The organism is Chromobacterium alkanivorans (assembly GCF_016937655.1).
Classification (GTDB): domain Bacteria; phylum Pseudomonadota; class Gammaproteobacteria; order Burkholderiales; family Chromobacteriaceae; genus Chromobacterium; species Chromobacterium alkanivorans.
Genome location: NZ_JAFHKL010000003.1, coordinates 413,338 through 439,829, shown reverse-complemented (window position 1 = coordinate 439,829; position 26,492 = coordinate 413,338). Strand labels below are relative to the sequence as shown.

The 26,492-nt window shown below is 65.3% G+C and carries 23 protein-coding genes and 2 pseudogenes; 9 read left to right on the top strand and 16 right to left on the bottom strand.

Features of this window, described 5'->3' with window-relative positions; translation table 11 throughout:
* Window positions 1-63: 63 nt before the first annotated feature.
* Both purU and JW897_RS07800 read left to right on the top strand, forming a co-directional pair.
* On the top strand, window positions 64-927 hold the full coding sequence (gene purU, locus JW897_RS07805; RefSeq protein WP_205465722.1) for a formyltetrahydrofolate deformylase: 864 nt from the start codon (window positions 64-66) through the stop codon (window positions 925-927).
* 8 nt (window positions 928-935) lie between these two features.
* Window positions 936-1,517 carry a hypothetical protein gene (locus JW897_RS07800; protein ID WP_205465721.1) on the top strand — a complete coding sequence of 194 codons (582 nt, stop codon included), beginning with the start codon at window positions 936-938 and terminating at the stop codon, window positions 1,515-1,517.
* Window positions 1,518-1,596: 79 nt separating this feature from the next.
* Here JW897_RS07800 and JW897_RS07795 read toward each other — a convergent pair whose 3' ends face one another.
* From JW897_RS07795 to JW897_RS07785, 3 genes are all read right to left on the bottom strand, one after another.
* Window positions 1,597-2,067, bottom strand: coding sequence for an NUDIX hydrolase (locus tag JW897_RS07795; RefSeq protein ID WP_048414591.1), 471 nt, complete (start codon window positions 2,065-2,067; stop codon window positions 1,597-1,599).
* 175 nt (window positions 2,068-2,242) lie between these two features.
* Window positions 2,243-3,064 carry an undecaprenyl-diphosphate phosphatase gene (locus JW897_RS07790; RefSeq protein ID WP_205465720.1) on the bottom strand — a complete coding sequence of 274 codons (822 nt, stop codon included), beginning with the start codon at window positions 3,062-3,064 and terminating at the stop codon, window positions 2,243-2,245.
* 78 nt (window positions 3,065-3,142) lie between these two features.
* Window positions 3,143-3,760 (bottom strand): UPF0149 family protein, encoded by a 618-nt coding sequence (locus JW897_RS07785; RefSeq protein ID WP_205465719.1) that lies wholly within the window; start codon window positions 3,758-3,760, stop codon window positions 3,143-3,145.
* Window positions 3,761-3,914: 154 nt separating this feature from the next.
* Here JW897_RS07785 and cysS point away from each other — a divergent pair, with 154 nt between their 5' ends.
* The 4 genes from cysS (at window position 3,915) to JW897_RS07765 (ending at window position 8,359) form a co-directional block, all read left to right on the top strand.
* Window positions 3,915-5,288, top strand: coding sequence for a cysteine--tRNA ligase (gene cysS, locus JW897_RS07780; RefSeq protein ID WP_205465718.1), 1,374 nt, complete (start codon window positions 3,915-3,917; stop codon window positions 5,286-5,288).
* A 122-nt stretch (window positions 5,289-5,410) separates the two neighbouring features.
* The gene (gene rpmE, locus JW897_RS07775) at window positions 5,411-5,626 is read left to right on the top strand and encodes a 50S ribosomal protein L31 (protein WP_043593861.1); all 216 of its coding nucleotides are present in this window, start codon (window positions 5,411-5,413) and stop codon (window positions 5,624-5,626) included.
* 137 nt (window positions 5,627-5,763) lie between these two features.
* Window positions 5,764-6,690 (top strand): hypothetical protein, encoded by a 927-nt coding sequence (locus JW897_RS07770; RefSeq protein ID WP_205465717.1) that lies wholly within the window; start codon window positions 5,764-5,766, stop codon window positions 6,688-6,690.
* A 19-nt stretch (window positions 6,691-6,709) separates the two neighbouring features.
* Entirely contained in the window at window positions 6,710-8,359 is a 1,650-nt protein-coding gene (locus JW897_RS07765) for an ArnT family glycosyltransferase (protein WP_048414586.1), read from the top strand.
* Window positions 8,360-8,410: 51 nt separating this feature from the next.
* Here the strand turns inward: JW897_RS07765 and JW897_RS07760 are convergent, their stop codons facing one another.
* From JW897_RS07760 to JW897_RS07730, 8 genes and pseudogenes are all read right to left on the bottom strand, one after another.
* Complete coding sequence (locus JW897_RS07760; protein ID WP_048414585.1) at window positions 8,411-10,369, bottom strand: acetoacetate--CoA ligase; 1,959 nt, start codon at window positions 10,367-10,369, stop codon at window positions 8,411-8,413.
* 341 nt (window positions 10,370-10,710) lie between these two features.
* On the bottom strand, window positions 10,711-11,622 hold the full coding sequence (locus tag JW897_RS07755) for a hydroxymethylglutaryl-CoA lyase (RefSeq protein WP_205465716.1): 912 nt from the start codon (window positions 11,620-11,622) through the stop codon (window positions 10,711-10,713).
* A gap of 12 nt (window positions 11,623-11,634) precedes the next feature.
* A complete protein-coding gene (locus JW897_RS07750) occupies window positions 11,635-12,147 on the bottom strand; it encodes a GyrI-like domain-containing protein (RefSeq protein ID WP_205465715.1) in 513 nt (170 codons plus the stop codon).
* A gap of 5 nt (window positions 12,148-12,152) precedes the next feature.
* Window positions 12,153-12,797, bottom strand: a complete 645-nt coding sequence (locus JW897_RS24710) for an acyl-CoA carboxylase biotin carboxyl carrier protein subunit (protein ID WP_476727389.1) — start codon at window positions 12,795-12,797, stop codon at window positions 12,153-12,155.
* Window positions 12,795-14,120, bottom strand: a pseudogene (locus JW897_RS07745) (acetyl-CoA carboxylase biotin carboxylase subunit); the annotation flags it as partial. The gene JW897_RS24710 and the pseudogene JW897_RS07745, both read right to left, overlap by 3 nt.
* A gap of 26 nt (window positions 14,121-14,146) precedes the next feature.
* A complete protein-coding gene (locus tag JW897_RS07740) occupies window positions 14,147-14,932 on the bottom strand; it encodes an enoyl-CoA hydratase/isomerase family protein (RefSeq protein WP_205465713.1) in 786 nt (261 codons plus the stop codon).
* An 18-nt stretch (window positions 14,933-14,950) separates the two neighbouring features.
* Entirely contained in the window at window positions 14,951-16,549 is a 1,599-nt protein-coding gene (locus tag JW897_RS07735; RefSeq protein ID WP_043593844.1) for a carboxyl transferase domain-containing protein, read from the bottom strand.
* 168 nt (window positions 16,550-16,717) lie between these two features.
* A complete protein-coding gene (locus tag JW897_RS07730) occupies window positions 16,718-17,887 on the bottom strand; it encodes an isovaleryl-CoA dehydrogenase (protein ID WP_107731916.1) in 1,170 nt (389 codons plus the stop codon).
* Window positions 17,888-18,028: 141 nt separating this feature from the next.
* Here JW897_RS07730 and JW897_RS07725 point away from each other — a divergent pair, with 141 nt between their 5' ends.
* A complete protein-coding gene (locus tag JW897_RS07725; RefSeq protein ID WP_043593836.1) occupies window positions 18,029-18,478 on the top strand; it encodes a YaiI/YqxD family protein in 450 nt (149 codons plus the stop codon).
* 288 nt (window positions 18,479-18,766) lie between these two features.
* Here the strand turns inward: JW897_RS07725 and JW897_RS07720 are convergent, their stop codons facing one another.
* On the bottom strand, window positions 18,767-19,291 hold the full coding sequence (locus tag JW897_RS07720) for a hypothetical protein (protein WP_205465712.1): 525 nt from the start codon (window positions 19,289-19,291) through the stop codon (window positions 18,767-18,769).
* A 630-nt stretch (window positions 19,292-19,921) separates the two neighbouring features.
* Window positions 19,922-21,139 (bottom strand): L-lactate MFS transporter, encoded by a 1,218-nt coding sequence (locus tag JW897_RS07715; protein ID WP_205465711.1) that lies wholly within the window; start codon window positions 21,137-21,139, stop codon window positions 19,922-19,924.
* Between the two features lie 229 nt (window positions 21,140-21,368).
* On the opposite strand from JW897_RS07715, the gene JW897_RS07710 reads away from it, so the two are divergent.
* Window positions 21,369-22,430, top strand: a complete 1,062-nt coding sequence (locus JW897_RS07710) for a protein kinase family protein (protein WP_205465710.1) — start codon at window positions 21,369-21,371, stop codon at window positions 22,428-22,430.
* A gap of 22 nt (window positions 22,431-22,452) precedes the next feature.
* Here JW897_RS07710 and JW897_RS07705 read toward each other — a convergent pair whose 3' ends face one another.
* The 3 genes from JW897_RS07705 to JW897_RS07695 form a co-directional block, all read right to left on the bottom strand.
* Window positions 22,453-23,184, bottom strand: coding sequence for a LytR/AlgR family response regulator transcription factor (locus JW897_RS07705; protein ID WP_275899847.1), 732 nt, complete (start codon window positions 23,182-23,184; stop codon window positions 22,453-22,455).
* A complete protein-coding gene (locus tag JW897_RS07700) occupies window positions 23,178-24,848 on the bottom strand; it encodes a sensor histidine kinase (protein WP_161523365.1) in 1,671 nt (556 codons plus the stop codon). Before JW897_RS07700 ends, JW897_RS07705 begins: the two co-directional genes overlap by 7 nt.
* 104 nt (window positions 24,849-24,952) lie before the next feature.
* Window positions 24,953-25,465: a MarR family winged helix-turn-helix transcriptional regulator gene (locus JW897_RS07695; protein WP_205465709.1), complete on the bottom strand. Its 513-nt coding sequence runs from the start codon at window positions 25,463-25,465 to the stop codon at window positions 24,953-24,955.
* Window positions 25,466-25,594: 129 nt separating this feature from the next.
* Between JW897_RS07695 and JW897_RS07690 the strand changes: the two are divergent.
* A pseudogene (locus JW897_RS07690) lies at window positions 25,595-26,487 on the top strand (EamA family transporter).
* Window positions 26,488-26,492: the final 5 nt, after the last annotated feature.

Sequence of the window (26,492 nt, the reverse complement as noted above, 5' to 3'; positions counted from 1 at the left end):
AGACGCTGGCGGCCCGGCTATCGTAAAATCGTCCGTTTTAGTTCGCAGTAAGCAAATCCGATCATGAGTCAAGACAAGCAATCGGCCACGCTGTTGATCAGCGCGCCGGACAAGAAGGGCCTGGTGGCGGCGATCGCCAACTTCCTGATGACCTACAACGCCAACATCATGCACGCGGACCAGCATCAGGACACCAGCGAAAACCTGTTCCTGATGCGGGTGCAATGGGATGTGAACGGCTTCACCCTGCCGATGGAGAATTTCGCCGCCGCTTTTCAGCCGATTGCCGACGAGCACGCGATGAACTGGAAGGTGTCGCTGTCCACCCGCAAGCCGCGGATGGCCGTCTTCGTGTCGCAGTACGAGCACTGCCTGGTGGACCTGATGCACCGCTGGCGCATCGGCGAGCTGGATTGCGAGATTCCGCTGGTGATTTCCAATCACGAAACCTGCCGCCGGCTGGTGGAGTTCAACGGCATCCCCTTCCACGTGATCAAGGTCACCAAGGACAATAAGGAAGAGGCCGAGGCCGAACAGTTCCGCCTGCTGGAAGAGGCCGGCGTGGACTTCATCGTGTTGGCGCGCTACATGCAGATCCTGTCGCAGGGCTTCGTCGAGCGTTATCCGGACCGGGTGATCAACATCCATCACAGCTTCCTGCCCGCCTTCGACGGCGCCAAGCCCTACCACCGCGCTTTCGCGCGCGGGGTGAAGCTGATCGGCGCCACCAGCCACTATGTGACCGAGGACCTGGACGAAGGCCCTATCATCGAGCAGGAAGTCACCCGCATTTCTCACCGCGACGAAGTGGACGACCTGATCCAGAAGGGCCGCGACCTGGAGAAAGTGGTGCTGTCGCGCGCCGTGCGCTGGCATATCGACAACCGCGTGCTGTCCTATAACAACAAGACGGTAGTCTTTGACTGAGAGCGGACATGCGCCTGCTGATTGACGATGTGGTGGATTTGCTGCGCTTCCGGGTCAAACCCCTGGGCGAGTACCAGTATCCGCGCTGGCAGACCCTGTTGTTTTTGATCGCGCTGGGCCTGGTGGCCAGCGCGGACACCGCCGAGTTGGGCAACAACCTGACCGGCCGCATGCTGTTCATGGTGCTGTTCACGCTGGCGGAAACCTTGTGTTTCGCCGGCTTCATCGGCTTGTGGCTGCGTTTTGCCAAGTGGGACGGCCATGGTTCGCTGTTCGGCCTGGTGGCGGTGGCCAGCGGTCTGCAATTCATCGAGCCGCTGACCAGCTGGTTGCCGGACGACGCGGCGCTGGCGGTCAACGCGGCCTTGTCCATCTTCGGCATCCTGGTGCTGGTCAACGCGCTGGCCGTGGTGTCCGGCATCCACCGCTTGCGGGTGGCGCTGGGCGTGCTGCTGTTCGCGCCGGTGGCCATGGTGCTGCTGGCCGGGGCCCTGTCGCTGGGGTCGGCCGCGGGCTGGGTGGACTTGCCCGCAGGCGTGGCCGACGCCGCGCGCGGTGCGGAGAATTCGGCGCCCGCCACCGGCATCTGAGCCGCGGGCTGAAAAAAGAACAGGACATGCCGAGGCATGTCCTGTTTTGCATGGAGGGCGCGTGGACGGGCCGGCGCGCTCAATCCACCTTGGCGATGTAACGGGCCAGACCCAGCAAGGCGCGCAGCGCGTCGCCCTTGGCGGTGACCTCGCCGCGCAGCCGCGCGTAGCGGCGCAGGATGGCGCGGCCTTCTATGAACAGGTCCATGTCGGTGTCCGGCGAGGACACCAGCGCGATGCGTTCGATCTCGCCCTGAGGACGCGGCTGGCCCTGCGCGATGCACAGATAGACCTTGTGCGCGTTGAACGGGGTGATGTGATCGAACAGATACAGCATGGAGTTGATGCGCAGGCCAGTTTCTTCCCGCACTTCGCGGATCAACGCCTGGGAGCGCAGTTCGCCGCGGGCGGCCTTGCCGCCGGGAAGGTTGTAGCGGCCGCCTTTGGCCGCGGTGACCAGCACGCCGTCAGGCAGTTCGATAATAGCGGTTGCGCGCCTGGCCAGGTCCGCGGGCAGGCGCTCGTTTCTTTTTTCTTCCAAAACACTCATTCTTCAAAAAATTAGTTAGGGCCACCGACTTGGGGGTGGCCCTGGATATTATTTTTCCGATTCTAAAGCACTAGACCGATCAGTCCAATAAGCTGTGCTCAAAATTTGCTCAAATATATGATTGGAATATGTTTTATCGATCTGGTATGCGTTGTGAAAAAACTTGTTTGAAATATCAGGTCAGCTTGATGAGCAGGCCGCCCAGGCCCACCAGCAGGCAGTAGTAGCCAAACGGCCGCAAGGATTCGATTTCGCTTTTCTTGAAATAGCGCATCAGAAAAGCGGTGCTGGCGTAAGCGCAGGCGCCGGACAGCAGGCCGCAGGCCAGCAGCAAGCCGGCCGAGGCTTGGCTGTGCGCCAGCTTGGGCACTTCCAGCACGCCGGCGGCGGCGATGATGGGAGTGGCCAGCAGAAAGGAAAAGCGCGCGGAAGAGGCGTAGTCCAGGCCGTGGGCGAGGCCGGCCACCAGGGTGGCGCCGGAGCGGGAGAAGCCGGGCAACAGGGCCAGCGCCTGGCCGGCGCCGATCTTGATCGCGCCCGACAGGCTCAGTCTTTCCAGATCCAGATGGGCTTGCCTCCGTTTCAGGCGGTCGCCCCACAGCAGGAGCAGGCCGTTCAGACTGAGGAAGACCAGCACCGCGGTGGCGCTGCCGAACAGCGCGCGCAGCTGCTTTTCCAACAACAGGCCCAGCAGGCCGGCCGGAACGGTGCCGGCGATCAATAGCCATAGCAGCCGGGCTTCCGGATTGTCCGCCTTGCCGCGGGCCTTGAGAAAGCCGCTGATCAATTGCAGCCAGTCGCGGCGGAAATACAGCAGCAGCGCGGCGGCGGTGCCCAGGTGCAGCACCACCATGAAGGGCAGGAAGTCCGGGTTCGTGCGATTGATGGACCAGTGCAGCCAGTCCGGGATCAGCACGCCGTGCCCCAGGCTGCTGACGGGAAAGAGTTCGCTGACGCCTTGGATGACGGCGAACAGCAGGGCTTCGATGGGATTCATGACGGGTCCTGTGGCGGTGGGAGGACGGCTTGCGCCGGCCTGCTTATCAACGCCGCCGCCACGGCCCGGTTGACCGGCTCAGCTCCGCTGCCGGCGCTCCAGCTCCTGTTCCTCCTCTTCCAGCCGGCGGCGGATGGCGGCGAAGAAGCGGTGAATGCCGTGCACGGATTCGGACAGCTCGGCCAGGCACTGTTGGCGTTGCGCCGGCGTCAGCGCGGCAAGCTGGACCTCCGGGTCCGGATTGCGTTCGAAAGCCAGGGTCAGGATGGGCTCCAGCAGCGGCGCCTGCTCCGGGTCGTCGAACAACAGGCCCCAGTCCTCGTTCAGCAACTGCATGCCTTCGGAGAAGCCCTCGGCCCAGTCGTTGCCGCGCAGCTCGCCGGCGGCGTCCGGCTCCAGCCAGGGCTGGAAGGCGCCGTCTTCGCGCAGCGCGGCGGAGATGTCCAGCCAATGTCCCATCAACAGTTTGGCGAACTGTTCCAGCGCCTTGTCGCTGGGGAAGGCGGAATCGTCGTCGAAGGCGTCGCCGATGATGACGGGCAGGCATTCGGTAGGCTTGATCTGTTCCGGGCCGCTGAGCAGGGCGGCGAAAAAGCCGTCCAGGCGCTCCAGGTTCATGCCTTGCTGCGGCAGGAAGCGGTTCAGGGTGGCGGCCAGGCGTTGGTAGTCGGCGTCGGAAAGCGGGGTATGGCTCATGGCGGACCAGGGCTAGGGGAAAAAAGCCCATTATCCGCCATCTGACGGCCAAGCGCACCGCCGGCCGCCAGTCGCGACACAATCGCGATGCGGAGGACTTGACGGCTCTGTTACAATTGTTCTTTTTTGACCCAACCTCTAATAGGTTTCCATCATGTTGACCGTGTATAACACCCTGACCCGCCAGAAAGAAGAGTTCAAACCCATCGAGCCCGGCAAGGTGTGTATGTACGTGTGCGGCATGACGGTCTACGACCTCTGTCATATCGGCCACGCGCGCATGCTGACGGCCTTCGACCTGATCTACCGCTGGTTCGTCGCCTCCGGCTACGACGCCACCTATGTGCGCAACATCACCGATATCGAGGACAAGATCATCAAGCGCGCCGCCGAGCGCGGCATTCTGCCGCAGCAATTGGTGGAAGAGACCATCGCCGACATGCGCCAGGACGCCGCGGCGTTGGGCCTGTTGTCGCCGACGTTCGAGCCGCGCGCCACCCAGCACGTGCCGGGCATGGTGGCCCTGATCGAAAAACTGATCGCCAACGGCAAGGCCTACGTGGCCGACAACGGCGATGTGTATTACGCGGTGCGCGAGTTCGAGGGCTACGGCAAATTGTCCGGCCGCACTCTGGACAAGCTGCGCGCCGGCGAGCGGGTGGAAGTGGACCCGCACAAGCGCGATCCGCTGGACTTCGTGCTGTGGAAGGCCGCCAAGCCGGGCGAGCCGTCCTGGGACAGCCCGTGGGGTCCGGGGCGTCCGGGCTGGCATATCGAGTGCTCGGTGATGAGCTGTCATCACCTGGGCGAGCATTTCGACATCCACGGCGGCGGCGAGGATCTGCAGTTCCCGCACCATGAGAACGAAATCGCCCAGTCCGAGGGCGCGCACGGCCACCAGTACGTCAACTACTGGCTGCACAACGGCTTCATCAACGTCGACGGTGAGAAAATGTCCAAATCGCTGGGCAACTTCTTCACCATCCGCGACGTGCTGGGCCATTTCGACGGCGAGGTGATCCGCTTCTTCATCGTGCGCAGCCATTACCGCAGCCCGGTGAACTACACCGACAGCATCCTCGTCGACGCCAAGCACGGCCTGACCCGGCTCTACACCGCCTTGCGCGGCCTGGAGCTGCCGGCCGCCGCCGGCATAGACTGGAAGGACCCGTTCGCCGCGCGCTTCCAGGCGGCGATGAACGACGACTTCAATTCTTCGGAAGCGGTGGCGGTGCTGTTCGAACTGGCCGGCGAAGTCAACAAGAGCCGCGACCCGCGACAGGCGCGGCTGCTGAAGGACTTGGGCGGCGTGCTGGGCCTGCTGCAGCGCGACCCGGAGGAGTTTCTCAAGGGCGGCGTCGGCGACGACGAGCTGTCGGCCGAAGCCGTGGAAGCGCTGATCCAGGCGCGCAAGGACGCGCGAGCCAGCAAGAACTGGGCGGAGTCCGACCGCATTCGCGACGAACTGACCGCCAAGGGCATCGTGCTGGAGGACGGCGCCCAGGGCACCATCTGGCGTCGCGCCTGAGTCGTTGCCGCCGCCGTTGACAGTGGATTTTGGACTTGTCAAGCGGCGGCAAAGCGCGGATAATCGATAGTTTCGCAAGCAGTACAGGCAAATCCCCTGTACCCGATTTGAAAGGAAGACAGATGAAAACCGATATTCACCCGACTTACAAAGACCTGACCGTTACCTGCTCCTGCGGTAGCCAGTTCGTGACCAAGTCCACCATGTCCAAGGACGCGTTCGGCATTGAAGTTTGCTCCAACTGCCACCCGTTCTACACCGGCAAGCAAAAGATCGTCGACACCGCCGGTCGCGTTGACAAGTTCAACCAAAAGTTCGGCGGCTTCTTCAAGCGCTAAGCGCCGAGAACACGTTGGACACCCAGAAAAAGGCAGCTCAGGCTGCCTTTTTTCTATGATTCCGGCGCGCCGGCGGCGGCAGGGCCTGGCAGATCCCGGCCGGCGGCGCGCGCATCCACATCTGCAAGGTTGAGGCCATGGCGATCCACATCGTTTACCTGTCCCACGGCGGCAAGAAATACTACGACCAGACCCGCTTTTCCGTGTTGAGCCTGTTGCATCTGCTGCTGAAGAAGCAGCGGCAGGACGTGAAGATCATGGTGTACACCGACGCGCCGGACAGCGTGCCCGCGCATCCGCTGGTCCGCACCGAGGCCTTGAGCCGGGCGCAATTGCAAGCTTATCGCGGCCAGTTCGACTACGTGCACCGCATCAAGCTGGAAGTGATGCTCAAGGCGGCGCGCGAACTGGGCACCGCCGTGTTGTACGTGGATTGCGACACCCGCTGGCTGCGCGTGCCGGACGAGCTGTTCGCTCGGCTGGAGGCGGGAAACGCCAGCTGCATGCACGTCAACGAAGGCGTGTTCGGCCCCGGCTTCTTCCCGGACTACCTGGCCGCGGTGGACAAGCACGGCGCCGAGCTGCGCAAAATGGGAGTGGCCGACGTTCAGGGCCTGGCGATGTGGAACGCCGGCGTGGTCGGCGCTTCCGCCGACATGGTGCCCTTCTTCGAAACCGCCTTGCGCGTCAACGACTTCCTGCTGCCGCGCGTGGAGGCGCGCAACTGGACCGAGCAGTTGGCCTGGTCGCTGGTGGCCTGCGACGGCCGCCAGCCGCTGGCGCTGGGGGATGCGCTGCACCATTACTGGAACTACAGTTACGAGGCGCCGCTCTACCTGGCGGAGGTGTTCGCCGGCATGGAGGCGGATTGGGACGTGGCGCGGCAGGCGGCGTACTGTGGCGAATTCGCCTGGGACGAGGCGCGCCTGAAAGCGATACAGGCCGACCCCGAACACAAGCGTCAGCGCCGCCGCAACAAGCTGCGCAATTCCATTTCCAAGCGCAAGGTGGATTGGCGCATTCTGATCGCTCGGCTGCGCGGCGCTTTGCCGTCGGCTGACTGAAAGCGTTTGAACGAGAGTCATGCTTACTTATTCGGAACAATCCCAAACCCTGGCCAAGCCCACGGAAAAGCCGTGGATCCTGCTGCTGCTGTGCTTCGTCTGGTTGTGGCCCGGCATCCTGGGCCACGACCCGTGGAAACCGGACGAGCCTTTTGTGCTGGCGGCGGTGCAGGGCATGCTGGACACCGGCAACTGGCTGCTGCCCACGGTGCAGGGCGCGCCCTACCTGGATAGCCCGCCCTTGTACTACTGGGTGGCGGCCTTCATGGTCAAGCTGCTGTCTCCCTGGCTGCTGCCGGCGCACGACGCCGCGCGGCTGGCCACGCCGCTGTTCATGGCGCTGGCCTTGCTGCTGGCCGGCATGACCGGCCGCGACCTGATCGGCCGTCGTCACGGCCGCAGCGTGGTGATGGTGCTGATAGGCTGCGTCGGCCTGGTGGAAACCGGCCACCAGCTGACCTCGGTGGTGGCCGGCTTCGCCGGTTTCGCCGCCGCCTTCTACGCCTTGTCCCTGACCCTGCGCTCGCCCGGCCTCGCCGGCGCCTTGCTGGGCGCGGCCAGCGCGGCGATCTTCCTCAGCGCCAGCCTGATGGAGCTGCTGTTGCTGTGGATGGTGGTCTTGCTGCTGCCGGCCTTCTCCGCCTGGCGCAGCAAGCAGTACGCGATCACCGTGCTGCTGGCCTTGCTGATCGCCGCGCCCACTTCCATGGTGTGGCCGCTGGCGCTGGCCAAGAGCCATCCGGACGCGTTCAGCCTGTGGTGGAACGACTACTCGCTGGGCCAGCTCAACGGCTTCGGCCGGGTGCAACTGTTCCACGACTTCGGCTATTACAGCCTGAACGCCTTGTGGTTCGCCTTCCCTGCCTGGCCGCTGGCGGGCTGGACCCTGTACCGCAACCGGGAACGGCTGGACCAGGCGCGCTTGCAACTGCCGCTGATGTTCTTCGCCGTGGTGCTGATCCTGCTGACCTTGTCCAGCCGGCCCAATATGACTTACGCGATTCCCTTGCTGCTGCCGCTGTCTCTGCTGGCGGCGGTGGAGCTGGACAACCTCAAGCGCGGCGCGGCGGCCTTCCTCAACTGGTTCGGCCTGATGACCTTCGGCTTCTTCGCGCTCTTGGTGTGGGCGGGCTGGGCGGCGATGAACTTCGGCTGGCCGCAGGGCCTGGCCGGACGCGCCCAATACTTCAGCCCCTATTACCAGGTGCATGTGTCCAGCCTGGCCGCGGTGTGCGCGGTGATCGCCACCCTGGTGTGGCTGTGGGCGCTGACGCGCAAGCATTTGCGCGGCCGCCAGGCCATCAGCAACTGGGCGGCGGGCCTGACTCTGCTGTGGGGTCTGGGCATGACCTTGTGGCTGCCGTGGTTCGACGCCGCCAAGAGTTACCGGCCGGTGGTGGAGCGGATGATGAAGGCGCTGCCGGCCAACGCCGCCTGCGTGGCGACCGAGAGCCGCAACCAGCTGGCGCTGATCAGCTGGCGCTACTACGCCGGCCTGGATCTGGTGTCCTATCCGGCGGGCAACGCCTCGCCTTGCGACTATTTGCTGGTGGTGCGCTCCGAAGACGAGGGCATCGCCGAGCCGGGCTGGGAAGTGCTGTGGTACGGCTCGCGCCCGCGCGAGGACAATATGAAGTTTGCGCTGTTGCGGCGCATTCACTCGCCATGAGTTGCGAAAAAACCCCGGCTTGCCGGGGTTTTTTCTTGGCCGCGCGCCGACTCAGCTTTGCAGCTCGTCCAGGTTCTCGAACAGCTTCAGCGCTTCCGGGTTGGCCAGCGCGGTGAGATTGCTGACCGGCAGGCCGTGGATCACGTTCTTCACCGCCAGCTCGACGATCTTGCCGCTGATGGTCTTGGGGATGTCGGCGACGGCGATGATCTTGGCCGGCACGTGGCGCGGGCTGGCGCCGGTCTTGATCTGCGCCTTGATCCGCTGCTGCAGGTCTTCGTCCAGCCGCGCGCCGGCGCGCAGGCGCACGAACAGCAACACGCGCTCGTCGTCCTGCCACTGCTGGCCGACGGCGATGCTCTCCAGCACCTCGTCGAAAGCCTCCACCTGGCGGTAAATCTCGGCGGTGCCGATGCGCACGCCGCCGGGGTTGAGCACCGCGTCGGAGCGGCCGTAGATGATCATGCCGTCGTGGGCGGTGAGTTCGGCGTAGTCGCCGTGGCACCAGATATTGTCGAAACGGCCGAAATAAGCCTGGCGGTACTTGCCGCCGTCGGCGTCGTTCCAGAAGCCCACCGGCATCGACGGGAAGGGGCGGGTGCACACCAGCTCGCCCTTCTCGCCGCGCACCGGTCGGCCGTATTCGTTGTAGATGTCCACCGCCATGCCCAGGCCGCGGCATTGCAGCTCGCCGCGGTAGACCGGCAGGCTGGCGCAACCCAGCGCGAAGCAGGACACGATGTCGGTGCCGCCGGACACCGAGGCCAGATTGATGTCGGCCTTGATGTTGGCGTAAACCCAGTCGAAGCTTTCCGCCACCAGCGGCGAGCCGGTGGAGAACACCGCGCGCAGCGAATCCAGCTTCCATTCCCGCGCCGGGACGATGCCGCTCTTGCGCAGGCCGTCTATGTATTTGGCCGAAGTGCCGAAATGGGTGAAGCGTTGCCGCTCGGCGTAGTCCCACAGCGTGCGGCCTTCGCCGACGAAGGGCGAGCCGTCGAACAGCATCAGCGCCGCGCCGGAAGCCAGGCCGGACGCCAGCCAGTTCCACATCATCCAGCCGCAGGTGGTGAAGTAGAACAGGCGGTCGCCGTGGTGCACGTCGCCGTGCAGCTGCTGTTCCTTCAGGTGCTGGAGCAGGGTGCCGCCGGCGCCGTGGACGATGCACTTGGGCTTGCCGGTGGTGCCGCTGGAATAGAGGATGAACAGCGGGTGCCGGAACGGCAGCCGTTCGAAGCTCAGCGCTTGCGGCTGGTAGGCGGCGGTGAAGTCCGCAAGGGTGATGGCCTTGGGCACGTTTTCCGCGAACACCCCGGTTTCGCCCAGATAAGGCACCACGATGATTTGCCGCACCGAGGGCAGCGCCTCCGCCAGCGCCGCCATCTTGGCGCGGATGTCCACCGCCTTGCCGGCGTACCAGTAGCCGTCCGGGCAGAACAGCAGCTTGGGTTCGGTCTGGCCGAAGCGCTCCACCGCGCCGTCCGCGCCGAAATCCGGCGAACAGCTGGTCCACACCGCGCCCAGGCTGTTGGCGGCCAGCATCGCGGCGATGGTTTCCGGCATATTGGGCATGAAGCCGGCCACGCGGTCGCCGGACTGGATGCCGGCGCCGCGCATCGCCTGTTGCAGCAGCGACACCTGGGCGCGCAGCTCGCGCCAGCTCCAGCGCCGCTGCAACTGGTCCTCGCCCCAGAACACCAGCGCGTCGCCGTCGTCGTCGCGGCGCAGCAGGTTCTCGGCGTAGCTCAGCCGCGCTTCCGGGAAGAAGCGGGCGGCCAGCATATTGTCGCCGTCGCTCAGCGCCGTCGCGCCCTTGTCGCCGATCACGCCGCAGTAGTCCCAGACCAATGACCAGAAGCGGGCCGGATCGGCCACGCTGGCGCGCCACAGCTCGGCGTAGCCGTTCAGCTTGCGGTCGTAGGCCAGTTCGGCCAGCTTGGTGAAGGCGGTCAGGTGGGCGCCGGCCAGGCGGCCGGCGGAGGGGGTCCAGATGGGCGTGTCGGGGGTCATGCTTTCTCCTGTGTCTGAGAACCTATTCAAAGTCTGCTGCGCTTCGGCGATACAGCGTTGAAAACCGTTTCGAAATGCTCATGTACCGTATGTACATTCCGCTTTCTCAGCGGTTTTCGCCTTGTCTCGCCCTTGCTCGCGAGACTTTGAACAGGCTCTGGGACTTCGAAAACCTGCTGCGCGGTCCGATAGCGGCGTTGCTTCGGGTTCGCTCCCTCGCTGTACTATTTGTACTATCTCGGTCGCTGCACTCGATGCGCCTTGCTCTCGAACCGCTCGCGACGGTTTTCGAGGCCTCCTTTTTTTCTCCGCGCGCCGGCCCATGGGCGGGCGGCGGCTTGTTATCGTTCCGGCTTGGCGTGGCGTTGATCGCCGATGGCGTGCGCCAGCTTGGAGGCCGGCGGCTTGCCCAGCGCGTCGGCGATGAACCAGGCGGTGTCCACCAGCGCGGCCAGGTCGACGCCGGTGCTATGGCCTTCGCCGTGCAGCAGGTAGACGACGTCCTCGGTGGCGACGTTGCCGGAAGCTCCCTGAGCATAAGGGCAGCCGCCCAGGCCGGCAACAGAAGAATCGAATGTCATCATTCCGGCGCGCAAACACGCATGAATATTGCTGATGGCCATGCCGTAAGTGTCGTGGAAGTGGCCGGCAAGCTGCGTCATTGGCACAGTCTTGCTCACCGCCTCCAGCATCGCCAGCACGCTGGCCGGCGTGCCCACGCCTATGGTGTCGCCCAGCGAGATTTCGTAGCAGCCCAGGTCCAGCAGCCGCGCGGCCACTTCCGCCACCTTGGCCGGCGCGATGCGGCCCTCGTAGGGACAGCCCACCACGCAGGACACATAGCCGCGCACCGGCACGCCGGCCGCCTGCGCGCGCGCCGCCACCGGCGCGAAGCGTTGCAGGCTTTCGGCGATGCTGGCGTTGATGTTGCGCCGGCTGAAGCTTTCGCTGGCGGCGCCGAACACGGCGATTTCGCGCGCGCCGGCCGCCAGCGCCGCGTCCAGCCCCTGCTCATTGGGCACCAGCACCGGGTAGGCGACCGGCCCGGTCAGATCCAGCCCGGCCAGCACCTCGGCGCTGCCGGCCATCTGCGGCACCCATTTGGGCGAGACGAAGGCACCGGCTTCTATGCTGCGCAGGCCGCTGGCCGTCAGGCGGCGGATCAGCTCCAGCTTGACGGCGGTGGACAGCGCTTGTTTTTCGTTTTGCAGCCCGTCGCGCGGGCCCACTTCCACAATCTTCACATGCGGCACTTCGGCTCTCCGTTAGCGGCGGCGCGGCTGCACCGGGATGTAGATGTCCATCTGGCGTTGCGGCTGGTCCGGCGCGCAACGGCCGTCGTAGCGCTCGAAGGTGCCCAGCGGCGCCTGCTCCCATTGCTTGGACGCCGGCAGCCAGTCCTGCATGATGTAGCGCCAGGCGGCCTGGATCGCCAGGCCGAACTCGGCGTCGCTGCCGGCCGGCTCGGTGGTGAACACCGCGCACTTGGCCGGCGGCGTGCGCCGCTGCGCGCAGCCGGGCGGCAGCGGCAAGGGCTGCGGGTATTCCATCCCTATCATATAGCCGAAGCGGCCGGTGTCCGGGTCGAAGTCGTGGATCAGCCCGTACTCGGCGGCGTCGGCGCGGCCCAGCGCCGCCAGCAGCGGCTGGCGCAGCGTGGCCGCGTATTCGCCCCAGAATTCGGGAATCTGGCGTAGATTGTCGCCGTTCTCCATCCGGGTGGCGATGCTGTAGCCGGCCAGGTTCAGGCCGGGGTGATTGATGATGATGGGGTCCATGGGTGTCACTCCGCTTCGAAGTCGACCAGCTCGTCGCCGTCGTTGACCTGCTCGCCGGTGCCGAAATAGAAAGCCTTGACCACGCCGTCCGCCGGCGCGGGGATGGTGTGCTCCATCTTCATCGCCTCCAGGATCAGCAGCGGCTCGCCCTTGTTGAGCTTGACGCCGGTGGCGGCCAACAGGGCGACGATGCGGCCCGGCATCGGCGCTTTCAAATGGGTTTCGCCGTGCACGTCCTCGGCGGCCACCGCCAGCGGGTCCAGCCACTGCGCTTCCAGCCGTTGGCCGGCGGCGAACAGCACTCGTTGCTGGCCGCTGCGGGCGACCACGGCTTCCAGTTGTTTGTCGTCCAGCCGCGCGCGCAAGCTTGCGCCGTCCAGGCTGCCGGCGGCGGAGAATTGGCGGCCGGCGGCGGCGATCTCGAAGCCGTCGCCCAGATGGCGCAGCGTCACCGGGTAATCGTGGCCGGCGATGTGGAACACGAGGCTGCGGCTGAGCGCGCCGTTGAGCCGCCAGCCGGCGCTGGCCGGGTAGGCGCCGGGCGCGGCCAGCGCTTCGGCCAGCGCCAGCAGCGCCAGTTGTTCGGCTTCGGGCGCGGCCGGCGGCGGCAGCAGCGCGTCGTGGTGACGGGCGATCAGGCCGGTGTCCACTTGGCCGCCGGCGAAACTGGCGTGCTGCACGATGCGGCGCAGGAAGGGAATATTGGTGGTGACGCCGGCCACCTGGTAGTCGGCCAGCGCCGCGTCCAGCCGTTGCAGCGCCTGGCGGCGGTCCTCGCCCCAGACAATGAGCTTGGCGATCATCGGGTCGTAGAACGGCGAGATGCCGTCGCCGGCGGCCACGCCGGTGTCGATGCGTACGACGGCGGATTCCGTCGGCGCGCGCAGATGGAAGAGGGTGCCGGTGGCGGGCAGGAAGCCTTTGTCCGGGTCTTCGGCGTAGATGCGCGCCTCGATGGCGTGGCCGCTGATGCTGAGCTGGTCCTGGGTCAAGGGCAGCGGCTGACCGCTGGCGACGGCCAGTTGCCAGGCCACCAGGTCCTGGCCGGTGATCATCTCGGTGACCGGGTGCTCCACTTGCAGCCGGGTGTTCATTTCCATGAAGAAGAAGCGGCCGGGGCTGCCGTCGGCCAGCACTTCCATGATGAATTCCACGGTGCCGGCGCCGACATAGCCCACCGCGCGGGCGGCGGCGCAGGCGGCCGCGCCCATCGCTTCGCGGGTGGCCGGCGGCAAGTCCGGCGCCGGTGCTTCCTCCAGCACTTTCTGGTGGCGGCGCTGCACCGAGCAATCGCGCTCGAACAGATACACGCATTGGCCGTGGCTGTCGGCGAACACCTGGATTTCCACATGACGCGAGCGCGGCAGGTATTTCTCCACCAGCACCTTGTCGTTGCCGAAGCTGGCGCGCGCCTCGCGCTGGCAGGAGGCCAGCGCCGCCTCGAAGTCCGCGGAGGCTTCCACGATGCGCATGCCCTTGCCGCCGCCGCCGGCGCTGGCCTTGATCAGCACCGGGTAGCCGATGGCGTCGGCCTGGCCGCGCAGGAAATCCGACTCCTGGCGCTCGCCGTGATAGCCCGGCACCAGCGGCACCTGGGCCCGCTCCATCAGCGCCTTGGCCGCGGATTTGCTGCCCATCGCGGCGATGGCGGAGGCGGGAGGGCCGATGAAAGCGATGCCGGCGGCCTCGCAGGCGGCGGCGAAGTCCTCGTTCTCGGACAGGAAGCCGTAGCCGGGGTGGATGGCTTGCGCGCCGCTGCGGCGGGCGATGTCCAGGATCAAGTCGCCGCGCAGATAGGAGTCCGCCGCCGGGGCCGGGCCCAGCCGGTAGGCCTCGTCGGCCAGTTTGACGAAGCGGGCGTCGGCGTCGGCGTCGGAATGAACGGCGACGGTGGCGATGCCGAGCGCGCGCGCGGTCTTGATCACGCGGCAGGCGATTTCACCGCGGTTGGCGATCAGTATTTTATTGAACATGGTCCGTCCCTTGTTTCTTGTTCGCGTCATGACCAGTTGGGCGGCCGTTTTTCGAAGAAGGCGGCCAGGCCTTCGCGCGCCTCGGCGCCGGCGCGCACGCTGGCGATTTGGCCGGCGGTGTCCTCCAGCAATTGATCGTCCCAGGGCGAGCCTTCGCGCAGCATGGCCAGCAAATCCTTGGCCGAGGACAGCGCCTGCGGCGCGCCCTGAGCCAATGCCTCGGCGATCTCGGCCACGCGCGCGTCCAGCGCCTCGGCCGGCACCACCTCGTGCACCAGGCCGATGCGCAGCGCGGTGGCGGCGTCGATGCGCTCGGCGGACAGGAAATAGCGCCGCGCCTGACGCCAGCCTATCGCGTCGGCGACATAGGGGCCGATGGTGGCCGGCACCAGGCCCAGCCTCACCTCGGTCAGGCCGAACTTGGCGGCCTCGGTGGCGATGGCCACGTCGCAGACCGCGGCCAGGCCGGTGCCGCCGGCCAGCGCCGCGCCGTGGATGCGGGCGATCACCGGCTTCTTGCTGCGGTAGACGCTCTTGAGCATGGCCGCCAGCCGTTGCGCGTCGGCCAGGTTCTGCTCCTCGCTGTAGCCGGCGGCGCGGCGCATCCAGTCCAGGTCCGCGCCGGCGGAAAAGCTCTTGCCGCGGCCGGCCAGCACGATGACGCGGCAGTCCGCCTGCAGCTGCAGATGGGTGAAGGCGGCGGTCAGCTCGGCGATCAGGGTTTCGTTCATCGCGTTGTGAATGTCCGGCCGGTTCATCCAGATCGTCGCGGTCTTGCCGCTGTGTTCGATTTCAAGCGTGGTGTAGCTCATCGGTTTCGCCTTTATCCGTCACATCCGGAACACGCCGAAGCGCGTGCTTTCCACCGGGGCGGACAGGGCCGCCTCCAGCGCCAGGCTCAGCACCTCGCGGGTTTGCGCCGGGTCTATCACCCCGTCGTCCCACAGCCGCGCGCTGGCGTAATAGGGGTGGCCCTGGCGTTCGTACTGCTCGCGCACCGGCGCTTTCAGCGCCTCTTCCTGCTCGGCGCCGAAGGCGTCGCCCAGCTGTTCCTTCTTCACCTGGGCCAGCACGCCGGCCGCCTGTTCGCCGCCCATCACCGAGATGCGGCTATTCGGCCACATCCACAGGAAGCGCGGCGAATAGGCGCGGCCGCACATGCCGTAGTTGCCGGCGCCGAAGCTGCCGCCTATCAGCACGGTGAACTTGGGCACGCGGGCGCAAGCCACCGCGGTGACCAGCTTGGCGCCGTCCTTGGCGATGCCGCCGTTCTCGTACTTCTTGCCCACCATGAAGCCGGTGATGTTCTGCAAGAACAGCAGCGGAATGCCGCGCTGGCAGCACAGTTCGACAAAGTGCGCGCCCTTGAGCGCGGACTCGGAAAACAGGATGCCGTTGTTGGCGATGACGCCGACGCGGTAGCCGTTGAGGCGGGCAAAGCCGGTAACCAGGGTGGCGCCGTAGTTTTGCTTGAATTCGTCGAACTCGGAATCGTCCACCAGCCGGGCGATGATCTCGCGCACGTCGAAGGGTTTTTTCGGGTCCGCCGGAATCACGCCGTAGATTTCCTCGGCGGCGTAGCGCGGCGGGCGCGGCTCGGCGCGGTCCAGCTCGCCCTGTTTGCGCCAGTTGAGGCTGGACACGATGCGGCGGGCGATGGACAGCGCGTGGGCGTCGTTTTGCGCCAGGTGGTCGGCCACGCCGGACACGCGGGCGTGTACGTCGCCGCCGCCCAGCTCCTCCGCGGTCACCACCTCGCCGGTGGCCGCCTTCACCAGCGGCGGGCCGCCCAGGAAGATGGTGCCTTGTTCCTTGACGATGACGGTTTCGTCGGACATCGCCGGCACATAGGCGCCGCCGGCGGTGCAGCTGCCCATCACCACCGCGATCTGCGGGATGCCGGCGGCGGACAGATTGGCCTGGTTGTAGAAGATGCGGCCGAAGTGCTCGCGGTCCGGAAACACCTCGTCTTGCAAGGGCAGGAAGGCGCCGCCGGAATCGACTAGATATACACAAGGAAGACGGTTGTCGCGCGCGATTTCCTGGGCGCGCAAGTGCTTCTTCACCGTCATCGGGTAATAGGTGCCGCCCTTGACCGTGGCGTCGTTGGCGATGATCAGGCAATCCACGCCGGCGATGCGGCCGATGCCGCTGATCAGGCCGGCGCCGGGCGCGTCGTCGTCGTACATGCCGAAGGCCGCCAGCTGCGACAGCTCCAGGAAGGGCGCGCCGGGGTCCAGCAGCAGATCGATGCGCTCGCGCGGCAGCAGCTTGCCGCGGGCGGCATGCTTGGCGCGCGCCTTGTCGCCGCCGCCCAGCGCGGCCTTGGCCACCTTGTCGCGCAGATCGGCCACCAGCGCGCGCATCTTGTCGGCGTTGGCCTGGAAGTCCGCGGCGCGCGGCGAGAGTTTGGATTCGAGGATGGGCATATCGTTTTACCTTGTCATTCGCCGTCGACGAAGCGTGCGGTCAAGTCTTGTTGGAGTGCGGCCGAGTGCGGCAGGAGAAAAGGCCTGAGGCAAGGCGCGTAGCCGCAGACAGTACACAGAGTACGGCAAGGCTGCGCAACGAGGCATCAGGCATTTTCTCCGCCGGGACTACCGGGTTTCCGCCATCAGCTCGCGGCCTATCAACCAACGACGAATCTCGCTGGTGCCGGCGCCGATCTCGTACAGCTTGGCGTCGCGCAGCAGCCGGCCAGTCGCGTATTCATTGATGTAGCCGTTGCCGCCCAGGCACTGGATGGCGTCCAGCGCCATCTGGGTGGCGCCCTCCGCCGCGTACAGAATCGCGCCGGCGGCGTCCTTGCGGGTCTGGCGGCCGGTTTCGCCGCGGTCCAGCGCCTGGCCCACCGCGTAGACATAGGCGCGGCTGGCGGACAGCTTGACGTACATATCCGCCAGCTTGCCCTGCATTAGCTGGAAATCGCCGATGGCCTGGCCAAACTGTTTGCGGTCGTTCAGATAGGGCACCGTGATGTCCATGCAGGCCTGCATGATGCCCAGCGGGCCGGCGGCCAGCACCGCGCGTTCGTAGTCCAGGCCGCTCATCAGCACCTTGACGCCGTTGCCTTCGCCGCCCAGCACATTGGCGTCCGGCACGAAACAGTTGTCGAAGAACATGGGGTAGGTGTTGGAGCCGCGCATGCCCAGCTTGTCCAGCTTGCTGCCGTGGCTGAGGCCGGCGAAGCCGCGCTCCACGATGAAGGCGGTGATGCCCTTGGCGCCGGCGTTGACGTCGGTTTTGGCGTACACCACCATCACGTCCGCGTCGCCGCCGTTGGTGATCCACATCTTGCTGCCGTTGAGCAGGTAGCCGCCGTCGGCCTTGTCGGCCTTCAGCTTCATGCTGACCACGTCGGAGCCGGCGTTGGGCTCGGACATCGCCAGCGCGCCGACATGCTCGCCGGACACCAGCTTGGGCAGCAGCCGGCGTTTTTGCTCGTCGTTGCCGTTCTTGTGGATCTGGTTGACGCAGAGATTGGAGTGCGCGCCGTAGGACAGGCCCACCGAGGCGGAGGCGCGGCTGATTTCTTCCATCGCGATCATATGGGCCAGATAGCCCATCTGGGTGCCGCCGTACTGCTCGTCCACCGTCATGCCCAGCAGGCCCAGGTCGCCAAACTTGCGCCACAGATCGGCCGGGAACAGGTTGTCGCGGTCGATGTCGGCGGCGCGCGGGGCGATTTCGCTTTGGGCGAAGTCGCGCGCGGTTTCACGCAACATGTCGTAGGTGTCGCCAAAGGCGAAGCGCAGGCTGCTGTACATGGTTTCTCTCCTCTGATGGGCGCGCGTAATTCGCGTGATATGCTCTATCATTACTTACGTTTACGTAAGCGTCAACATGGCAACGACGGAAACCGGCGCGAAACCGTTATCATGGCCGGGTTTGCATGTAGAGAACAGACAATGACGATATGGGTGGACGCGGACGCCTGTCCCAAGGTGATCCGCGAAACATTGTGCCGGGCGGCGCAGCGCACCGGCGTGGAGCTGGTGTTTGTCGCCAATCAGCTACTGACGGTGCCGAAAGCGCCCAATATCCGCGCCTTGCAAGTCCCCAAGGGTTTTGACGTGGCGGACAACGAGATTGTCCGCCGCATCGCGGCGAACGATCTCTTGATCACCGGCGACATTCCCTTGGCGTCCGAGGCCTTGGGCAAGGGCGCGCAGGCGCTGAACTGGCGCGGCGATGTGTATTCGCCGGACACCATCGCCGCGCAGTTGACGATGCGGGATTTCATGGACACGCTGCGCGCCAGCGGCGTGCAGACCGAAGGCCCGCCGCCCTTGAGCCAGGCGGACCGCCAGGCTTTTGCCCGCCAGCTGGATATCTGGCTGGCCAAGCGGCGGGGCTGAGGCGGCAGCGGTTATGGAGGAGAGGGGAGCCGCGTGGGTATCGCTGCGCTCCACCCTCCCTACCCATGACGAGCCACTGCGCGTAGGGTGGGAGGAGCCGTAGGCGATACCCACCAGCCGCTCCCGTTTCCAGCGCCAATAGGCCTTAGAACCTGTTTACGATCTGCTGCGCGTCGGTGATACGACGTTGAAAACAACTTCGAAATGCTCATGTACCGTGTGTACACTCCGCTTTCTCAGCTGTTTTCGCCTTGTCTCACCTTAGCTCGCGAGATCGTAAACACGTTCTTAGCCCTTCTTCTTTCTACGCGGCTTCCTCTGCAAGGTTTCCAACTCGTCCAGGCTGAGATGGAAGCGTTGCAGCGCCTCCACATGCTGCGCCAGGTCCACCTGTTGCGCCCCCAAGTTCAGCAGTATCTCCAGATAGTTGAAGAAGCTTTTGCACATGCTGCGGCGGTGGCTACGGTCGCGGAAATCCATATCGCTGGCGATGCGGAACAGCAGTCCGCGCGCCGAGTGCTGGCGGTTGAGCTTCAGCAACTGCGCCAGATGGGCGGCGTATTGGCGGCCCAAGGCGCAGGCTTCGAACTCATCCTTAGGCTCGGCCGGCTGCCAGTAATGCGGATAAGTGCGGCCAGCAATGCGGCGGATGAAGGGCAGGCTGAGGTCTTTGGCGTGGGGACCGGCAAAACGGTAGCGCGAGCGCGGCCCTAGCGGCGGGAGTTGGGATACGGAGTCCAGACGGATGTCTTGGGTTTCAGTAGCGGACGAAGTGAGTTCGATGCCTAGCACCGGACGGACAAGCTTTACCATTTGCAACCTCCTGAGCAGAAGGGCCATGCCGCAAAGCGGCAGGGCGGGCACATGACAAGAGTTAGTCTACCGGTGGACTCCTACTAAAACCGGCGCGCCCGCGAGGGCGCCACTTGCCACGGCCCGCCCGAATAGGCAAAGCAATGGCAACGGTTGCACTGTGGAAACAGCACATCCGCGGTAGAAGTCCAAGTCGGGAGACTAAGCCCGAGCGCCGCGATTGCTGCGGCGCGGGGGCTATTGTTGGGGAGGAGGGAAAGGGCGTCAAGCCGGAGAAGCCCGGCAAAGAAAATCATCGTCGGAATCCAGCTCAGTGCAGCGGGGTTCTGCGTGGGTATCGCTGCGCTCCACCCACCCTACCAAAGTCGAGCGGCAGCCCGTAGGGTGGGTGGAGCCGCAGGCGATACCCACCAGCAATCCCCTCCAGCGAGCATGTCAGGCATCCAACGCCCCCTCTCTGCGCGGCGGGGTTCCGCGTGGGCATCGCTGCGCTCCACCCACCCTACCAAAAGGCGAGCGGTCGCGCGTAGGGTGGGTGGAGCCGCAGGCGATACCCACCAGCGACAGCCACTAAGCTCCCCAAACAACAACGCCCCCAAAGCGGGGGCGTTGCAGAGTGCGGCGAGGGAGTCAGGCCTTGCCCAGATGCGGCTCGGCTTCGAACTCCGCTTCCTTGCTGCTGCCCGGCTGACGGATGGTCAGCGAGAACAGCAGCGCGACGATCAACAGCGCCAGGATCAGGTGGAAGGTGGCCAGGAAGCCGCCGAACAGCGAAGCGACGATGGAGCCGACGATGCTGCCGATGCCGAAGCCCAGGTAGATCACGCCGTAGTTCTTGGTCAGATTGTTGAGGCCGAAGAAATCGCTGACCAGCGACGGGTAGACGGTGATGGTGCCGCCGAAGCTGAAGGCGACGCAGGCGATGGCCAGGAAGAACAGGGTGGCGTTCAGGGGCACGAACAACAAGGTCAGCATGCCGGCCAGCGCGGACACTTGGGCGATGGTGATCACCCGGATGCGCGGCATCTTGTCGGAGAGGATGCCCAGCACCAGGCGGCCGGACAGATTGGCCACGGCGATCACCGCCACGGCGTTGGCGGCGGTCAGCGCCGGCAGGTGCACATAGCTTTCGCCGATGTCCTTGGCCACGCCGATCACGTACAGGCCGCTCATGCACACGGTCAGGAACATCAGCGCCAGCATCCAGTACTGCGGCTGGCGCATCGCCTCGGCCAGGGTGTAGTCATGGCTGGCGTTCTGTTGCGCGGCGGCTTGTTGCTGCGGCGCGTCGCGCATCAGCAGGCTGCCGGCCACCACCATGGCCATGGCGATCAGGCCCCACAGTTCAAAGGTGGTTTCCAGGCTGAAGCGGGCCAGCAGCGCCAGATTGATGTATTTGAAGCCCAGGCTGCCCAGGCCGTAAGCGCCGATGGCGCAGGCGGACACCAGGCCCTTGCGCTCCGGGAACCATTTGACGCAGTTGGACAGCGTCAGCAGGTAGCCGGCGCCGTCGGCCAGGCCCACCAGCACGCCGGCGCACAGATACAGCATGACCAGATTATTGGCCTGGGCGGTGAGGAAGAAGCCCAGGCCCAGCATCAGGCCGGCGCCCAGGGTGACGCGCTGCACGCCGAAGCGTTCCTGCAATTTGCCGGCCAGCGACGAGGCCACCGCCAGCGCCAGGCTGAGCAGGCCAAAGGCGAAAGCCACTTGGCTGACCGGTTCCGACAGCTTGGCGGAGAGTTGGGCGTTGAACAGGCTCCAGGTGTAGACGGAGCCGAGGGCGAACTGGGTGAGGACGGTGCCGGCCAGGGTACGGTAGCGGATGGTGTTGCTTGAGGCGTTCATGGCGCTGCTCGCTTAAAGTCATTACTGTTGGTGTGACTATAAGCCTGTGCTTATGTAGGGGGCGCGGCGGCGGCATGAGATGCAGGCGGCGCGGAATGAAGTGCAGATTCGGAGGCGTCAATGACTGGGCTTGGAAAGGGGTTTTTCGCCTGTCCGCAGGGCTGTGCTGCGGCAGGGGGATCGCGGCGGGTTCATGGGGTGAACTTAATGGCTGGTGGGATGATCTACCTTGCCTGATTTCTTGGAAGGCATGAAGAGCATTATGGCTAAGGCCAATAAGAGATGGCAGGGGTTCGACGCCCTATCGGACGGCTTGGGGCGGATGTCCGATGAAACAATCAAAAGCGTGGTGGCCAACGGCGATCCGGTTCATGTTGGGATGGGAGGCCGAGGGGCGTTGATACGGCTGGATGGAAGGCCGGTGTTCGTCAAACGGATAGCGCTGACGGATCTGGAGCTAGAGCCTTCCCGGTTTTTGTCGACGGAAAATCACTTTGAATTGCCGCTGCGTTACCAATACGGCATCGGTTCCGTGGGTTTTGGCGCATGGCGGGAGCTGGCCGCTCACCGTTTGGTCAGCGAACAGGCGCGGCGGGGCGACAGCCCGTGCTGCCCGCTGCTATACCATTGGCGCGTTTTGCGAGATGAACCGACCGGCATCAGCCTGGCTGCTTGGGAAAGCCTGGAGACATACTGCGCGTATTGGGATGGCGAGGAGGCGATCCGCCGCAGAGTGATGGCGATTCAGGACAGCTCTTCGTCTTTGTTCTTGTTCATGGAGTACGTTCCGCAAACGCTGTTTCAGTGGCTGGGGAGCAAAGTGGGGCAGGGGGAGACCGCCGCCTCGGCCATCCTGGCGATGGAGCTGCAGTTAGAGGCGTTGTGCGCCGATCTGCGCAAGATGGGGATGGCGCATTTTGATCTGCATTTCGCTAATTTGCTGACGGATGGCGAGCGGATTTATTTAAGCGATTTTGGTCTGGCCTTGTCGGATCGTTTCGTATTGAGCGGCGATGAGGCGGATTTTCTCGCCGCCCATCACGGCTATGACGCCGCCTGCGCGTCTCTTAGCTTGGTTCATTGTCTTATCGCGCATGCCTATGGACGGCATGACTGGTTTGGCGTCGGCGATTGGGTCGAGTCGTTGGATGATTATCTGCGGGGCGATCGCCGCATGTTTCCCGCCGCAGTGGATGGCCTTTTGGACAAGCATGCCGCCGCCGCGGTCCGCATGGATGCGTTTTTTCATACCGTTCGGCGCGATAAATCCCAGGTTTGGCCTGCTCTCTAGCAAGGGCGCTCGGGCATCTTGCTCAAAGATGCATCAACTGCCGGAACGCTTTGATATTGCTGCGGCTGACCGGGATTTCCGCCTTCAGCTCGTACAGCTTGATGATGTAGGTGCTGTTGAGCCAGGGAGCGATTTCGCGGATTTTGTGGATGTTGACGCAGTAGGAGCGGTGGCAGCGGAAGAAGCTGTCGGCCGGCAGGCGGGCGACGAATTCGCTGATGCTCATCGACATCACGTAGCGGTCGTGCGCGGTATAGACCAGGGTGACTTTCTCGTCGGCCTCGGCGTAGTAGATCTGTTCGCAGGGGGTGACGATGAGGCTGTCGCCCTTGACCAGATTGACGGTGCGGCTGGCGGCCGGGGCCTCGGCCGGCGCGGCGGCGGCGGCCGGCGGCGTCTGCGCTTCCAGCTTGGCCAGCAGATTGATGATGCGGGCTTCGTTGTAGGGCTTGAGGATATAGTCGAAAGCCTCGACTTCAAACGCTTCCACCGCGAACTCCTTGTAAGCGGTGACGAAGACGATGCGCGGCGGCCGCGACGATTTGTGCAGGTTCTTGGCCAGCAGCAGGCCGTCTATCGACGGGATGTTGATGTCCAGAAACACCACGTCCACTTCGTGTTCCTGCAGGAATTTGAACGCTTCCAGCCCGTCTTCCACGCTGGCGACGATGTCGATGCGGCTGTGCTCGCGGATCAAATAGGCCAGTTCCTCGCGCGCCAGGTATTCGTCTTCCACGATCAGGGCTTTCAGCATGCCGGCTCCTCGGTGGCGGGCAGGTCGAAACAAACGGCGGTGCCGGGCTCCAGCCGGGTTAGCCGCAAGCCCTCGCCGTACAGCAGCTTGAGCCGCTGGTTGACGTTGCTCAGGCCTATGCTGCGGCTGGACAGCGTGCCGGCGGCCACGCCGTCCAGCACTTCCTGGCTGACGCCGTAGCCGGTGTCGCGCACGCAGACATGCACCTTGTCGCCGTCGCGCTTGACCGCGATGCTGACCCGGCCCGGCTCCTTGCGCGGCTGGATGCCGTGCAGGATGGCGTTTTCCACCAGCGGCTGCAACAGCAGGCTGGGGATGCGCACGTGGACGTCGTCGATGTCGAACTCCACCGTCAGCTTGGCGCCGAAGCGCGCCTGTTCTATCGCCACGTAGTCGCGCACTTGCTGCAGTTCTTCCTGGATGTCGATCAGCCGGTCGCCCAGCGACAGGTTGTAGCGCAGGTAGTCCGCCAGGTTGGAGATCAGCTGGCGCGCCTGCTGCGGCTGGATGCGGATCAGAGAGGAGATGGCGTTCAGGGCGTTGAACAGGAAGTGCGGGTTGATCTTGCTTTGCAGCGCGCTGAATTCCGCCTTGCGCGCCATCTCTTCCAGCTGTTTGACCCGCGACACTTCCATCTGGGTGGAGATCAGCTGGGACAGGCCCACCGCCACTTCGCGCAGCGGCGTGCTGATGCCGTGGCTCTTGCGGTAGAAGATTTTCAGCGTGCCGCTGACGCCGGCTTTTTCGCGCAGCGGGATGATGATCACCGAGTGGAAGTCCGCCAGGTGATATTGCTGCAGATTGTTCTCGATGATGATCTGGTCGCCGGCGATGGCCTGGCGGGTGATGGCGCCGATGGCGGAGTGCTCGTCCATCTCGTAGTAGTCCTTGCCCAGGCCCACGTAGGCCAGCACGTCCGAGGTGTTGGTGATGGCCACCGCGTCGGCGTCCAGCTGGTCGCGGATCACGGTGCAGACCTGGACCATGGCGTCGCGGTCCAGGTTCTGGAAATAGGGCAGGGTGCGGTTGGCGATGGTCAGCGCCAGCTTGGCCTGGCGCGCGGCCAGCAGTTCTTTTTCGTCGTTGAGGTCTTGCACCAGCTTGATGATCAGGCCGACGCAGACGGTGCCGACAATCATAGGGAAGGCGATGTGGCGGACGATGGGCACGCCCACCGCCGGCTCGGTCAAGAGCAGGATCAGACCCATGGTCAGCCCTTCGCACAGCATGCCGGCCAGGATGCCGTACAGCCACAGCCGTCCTCTGTCGGCGCGGCAGTGGATCCAGGTGGCCAGCAGGCCGGCGCAGACGCTGGAGATCAGGCAGGGCAGCGAGGTGTAGCCGTTGATGTCGATCAGGTAGCGGTGCAGGCCGGAGACGATGCCGGCCGGTATGCCCACCCAGGGGCCGAACAGGATGCCGCCGGACAGGATGGCGATGATGCGCACATTGACCAGCGAGCCGTCCACCGGAATGCCGGTATAGGTGCTGAACACGGCGAACAGGCAGAACAGCAGCGACACCGCCGCCAGTTCGGCCGGGCTGTGGTCCTGTTTGCGCAGCAGGTGTTGAAACGGGCGGGTGCGGGTGAGGAAGAACAGCGCCATCAACATCAGCGCCGCCCGCTCGAACACCGCCAGCAGCATGGCTTGGTTTTCTATCATGGCGTCGGGAATGGGGCGGCCGCGCCCGGTCGGGCCGGCCTCAAGCCCTGATTTTAAGTCATGCGGCGCGCTTTGGCCGCAGGCGGGCGCAGATTAGGCGGGCGTCATGTCCTGGGCGGCTCCAACTCCGCCAGCAACTCCGCCAGCTTGCGGTCCAGCGCGTCCTGGCTGCGCTGGTTGAGGCCGGACAGGATGGCGTGCTCGTTGGCCACGTGGGCGGTGACGGCGCGGTCTATCAGCTCCAGCCCGCTCGCGGTCAGTTGCACCAGGGTGCTGCGCGCGTCCTCGGCGCAGGCGGGGCGGTCGATCCAGCCCTTGCTTTCCAGCACTTTCAAGCGGTGGGTCATGGTGCCGGAGCTGATCATCAGCGAGGAGAACAGCGCGGTGGGCGCCAGGCTGTGCGGCGCGCCGGCGCGCCTGAGCGTGGCCAGCACGTCGAACTCCCAGCCGCTGAGGCCGAATTGCTCGAAAGTGGCGTCCAGCCTGTGCTGCAGCAGGATGGAGCAGCGGCGCAGCCGGCCGATCAGGCCCATCGGCGCCACGTCCAGGTCCGGTCGTTCCCGGTGCCATTGCGCCAGGATGGCGTCCACGGCGTCGCCAGCGTTCTGTTGCGTCATGCGCATTCCTTTATCTTGAATTCAAGATTTTATTTGTCTTGAATTCAAGGTAATGTTATCTTGAATTCAAGTCAGTTTTCGATGCGATTATAAGCGATTGCGAAAGGAATGCCCATGTCTGCGCGCCTGATGGCCTCCCGTTGGAGCGATGTGTTGTTGACCGCGCTGGCTCCGGCGATCTGGGGCTCCACCTATATCGTCACCACCCAGCTGCTGCCGCCGGACCGGCCGTTCACCGCCGCCTTGCTGCGGGTGCTTCCGGCCGGCCTGTTGCTGATCCTGGCCAGCCGCCATCTGCCGCGGCGCGGCGACTGGGGCCGCCTGCTGACCTTGTCCGCCTTGAACATCGGCGTGTTCCAGGCGCTGTTGTTCGTGGCCGCCTACCGTTTGCCGGGCGGACTGGCCGCGGTGCTGGGCGCCATCCAGCCGCTGCTGGTGATGGGCCTGGCCTGGGGGCTGGACGGCCGCCGTCCGGCGCGGGTGGCCGCCTGGGCCAGCGTGGCCGGGGTGGCGGGCATGGCGGCCTTGCTGTTGTCGCCGGGCGCGGTCTGGGACGGCGTGGGCATGCTGGCGGCGCGGCGGCGATGGCCAGCGGCACCTATCTGACCCGGCGCTGGCGACCGGCCGCGCCGCTGGCCGCCTTGACCGGCTGGCAGCTGGGCCTGGGCGGGCTGATGCTGGCGCCGCTGGCCTGGGCGCTGGACCCGGCCTTACCGGCGTTGGGCGCGGCGCAGTGGCTGGGCTACGGCTATCTCTGTCTGTTCGGCGCGCTGCTGGCCTATTTGCTGTGGTTCCGCGGGCTGAGCCGGCTGTCGCCGGTGGCGGTGTCCTCGCTGGGCTTGCTCAGCCCGCTGACCGCGGTGTTGCTGGGCTGGCTGCTGCTGGGGCAGGCACTGGGGCTGTTGCAGCTGGCCGGCCTGGCCACGGTGCTGGCCAGCGTGCTGGCGGTGCAGCGCAGCATGGCCGCGCCGCCGCCAGAGAGCAATTCAGTGATGGCGGGCGCGGCGCGCGCCGGGTCTTGAGCGGT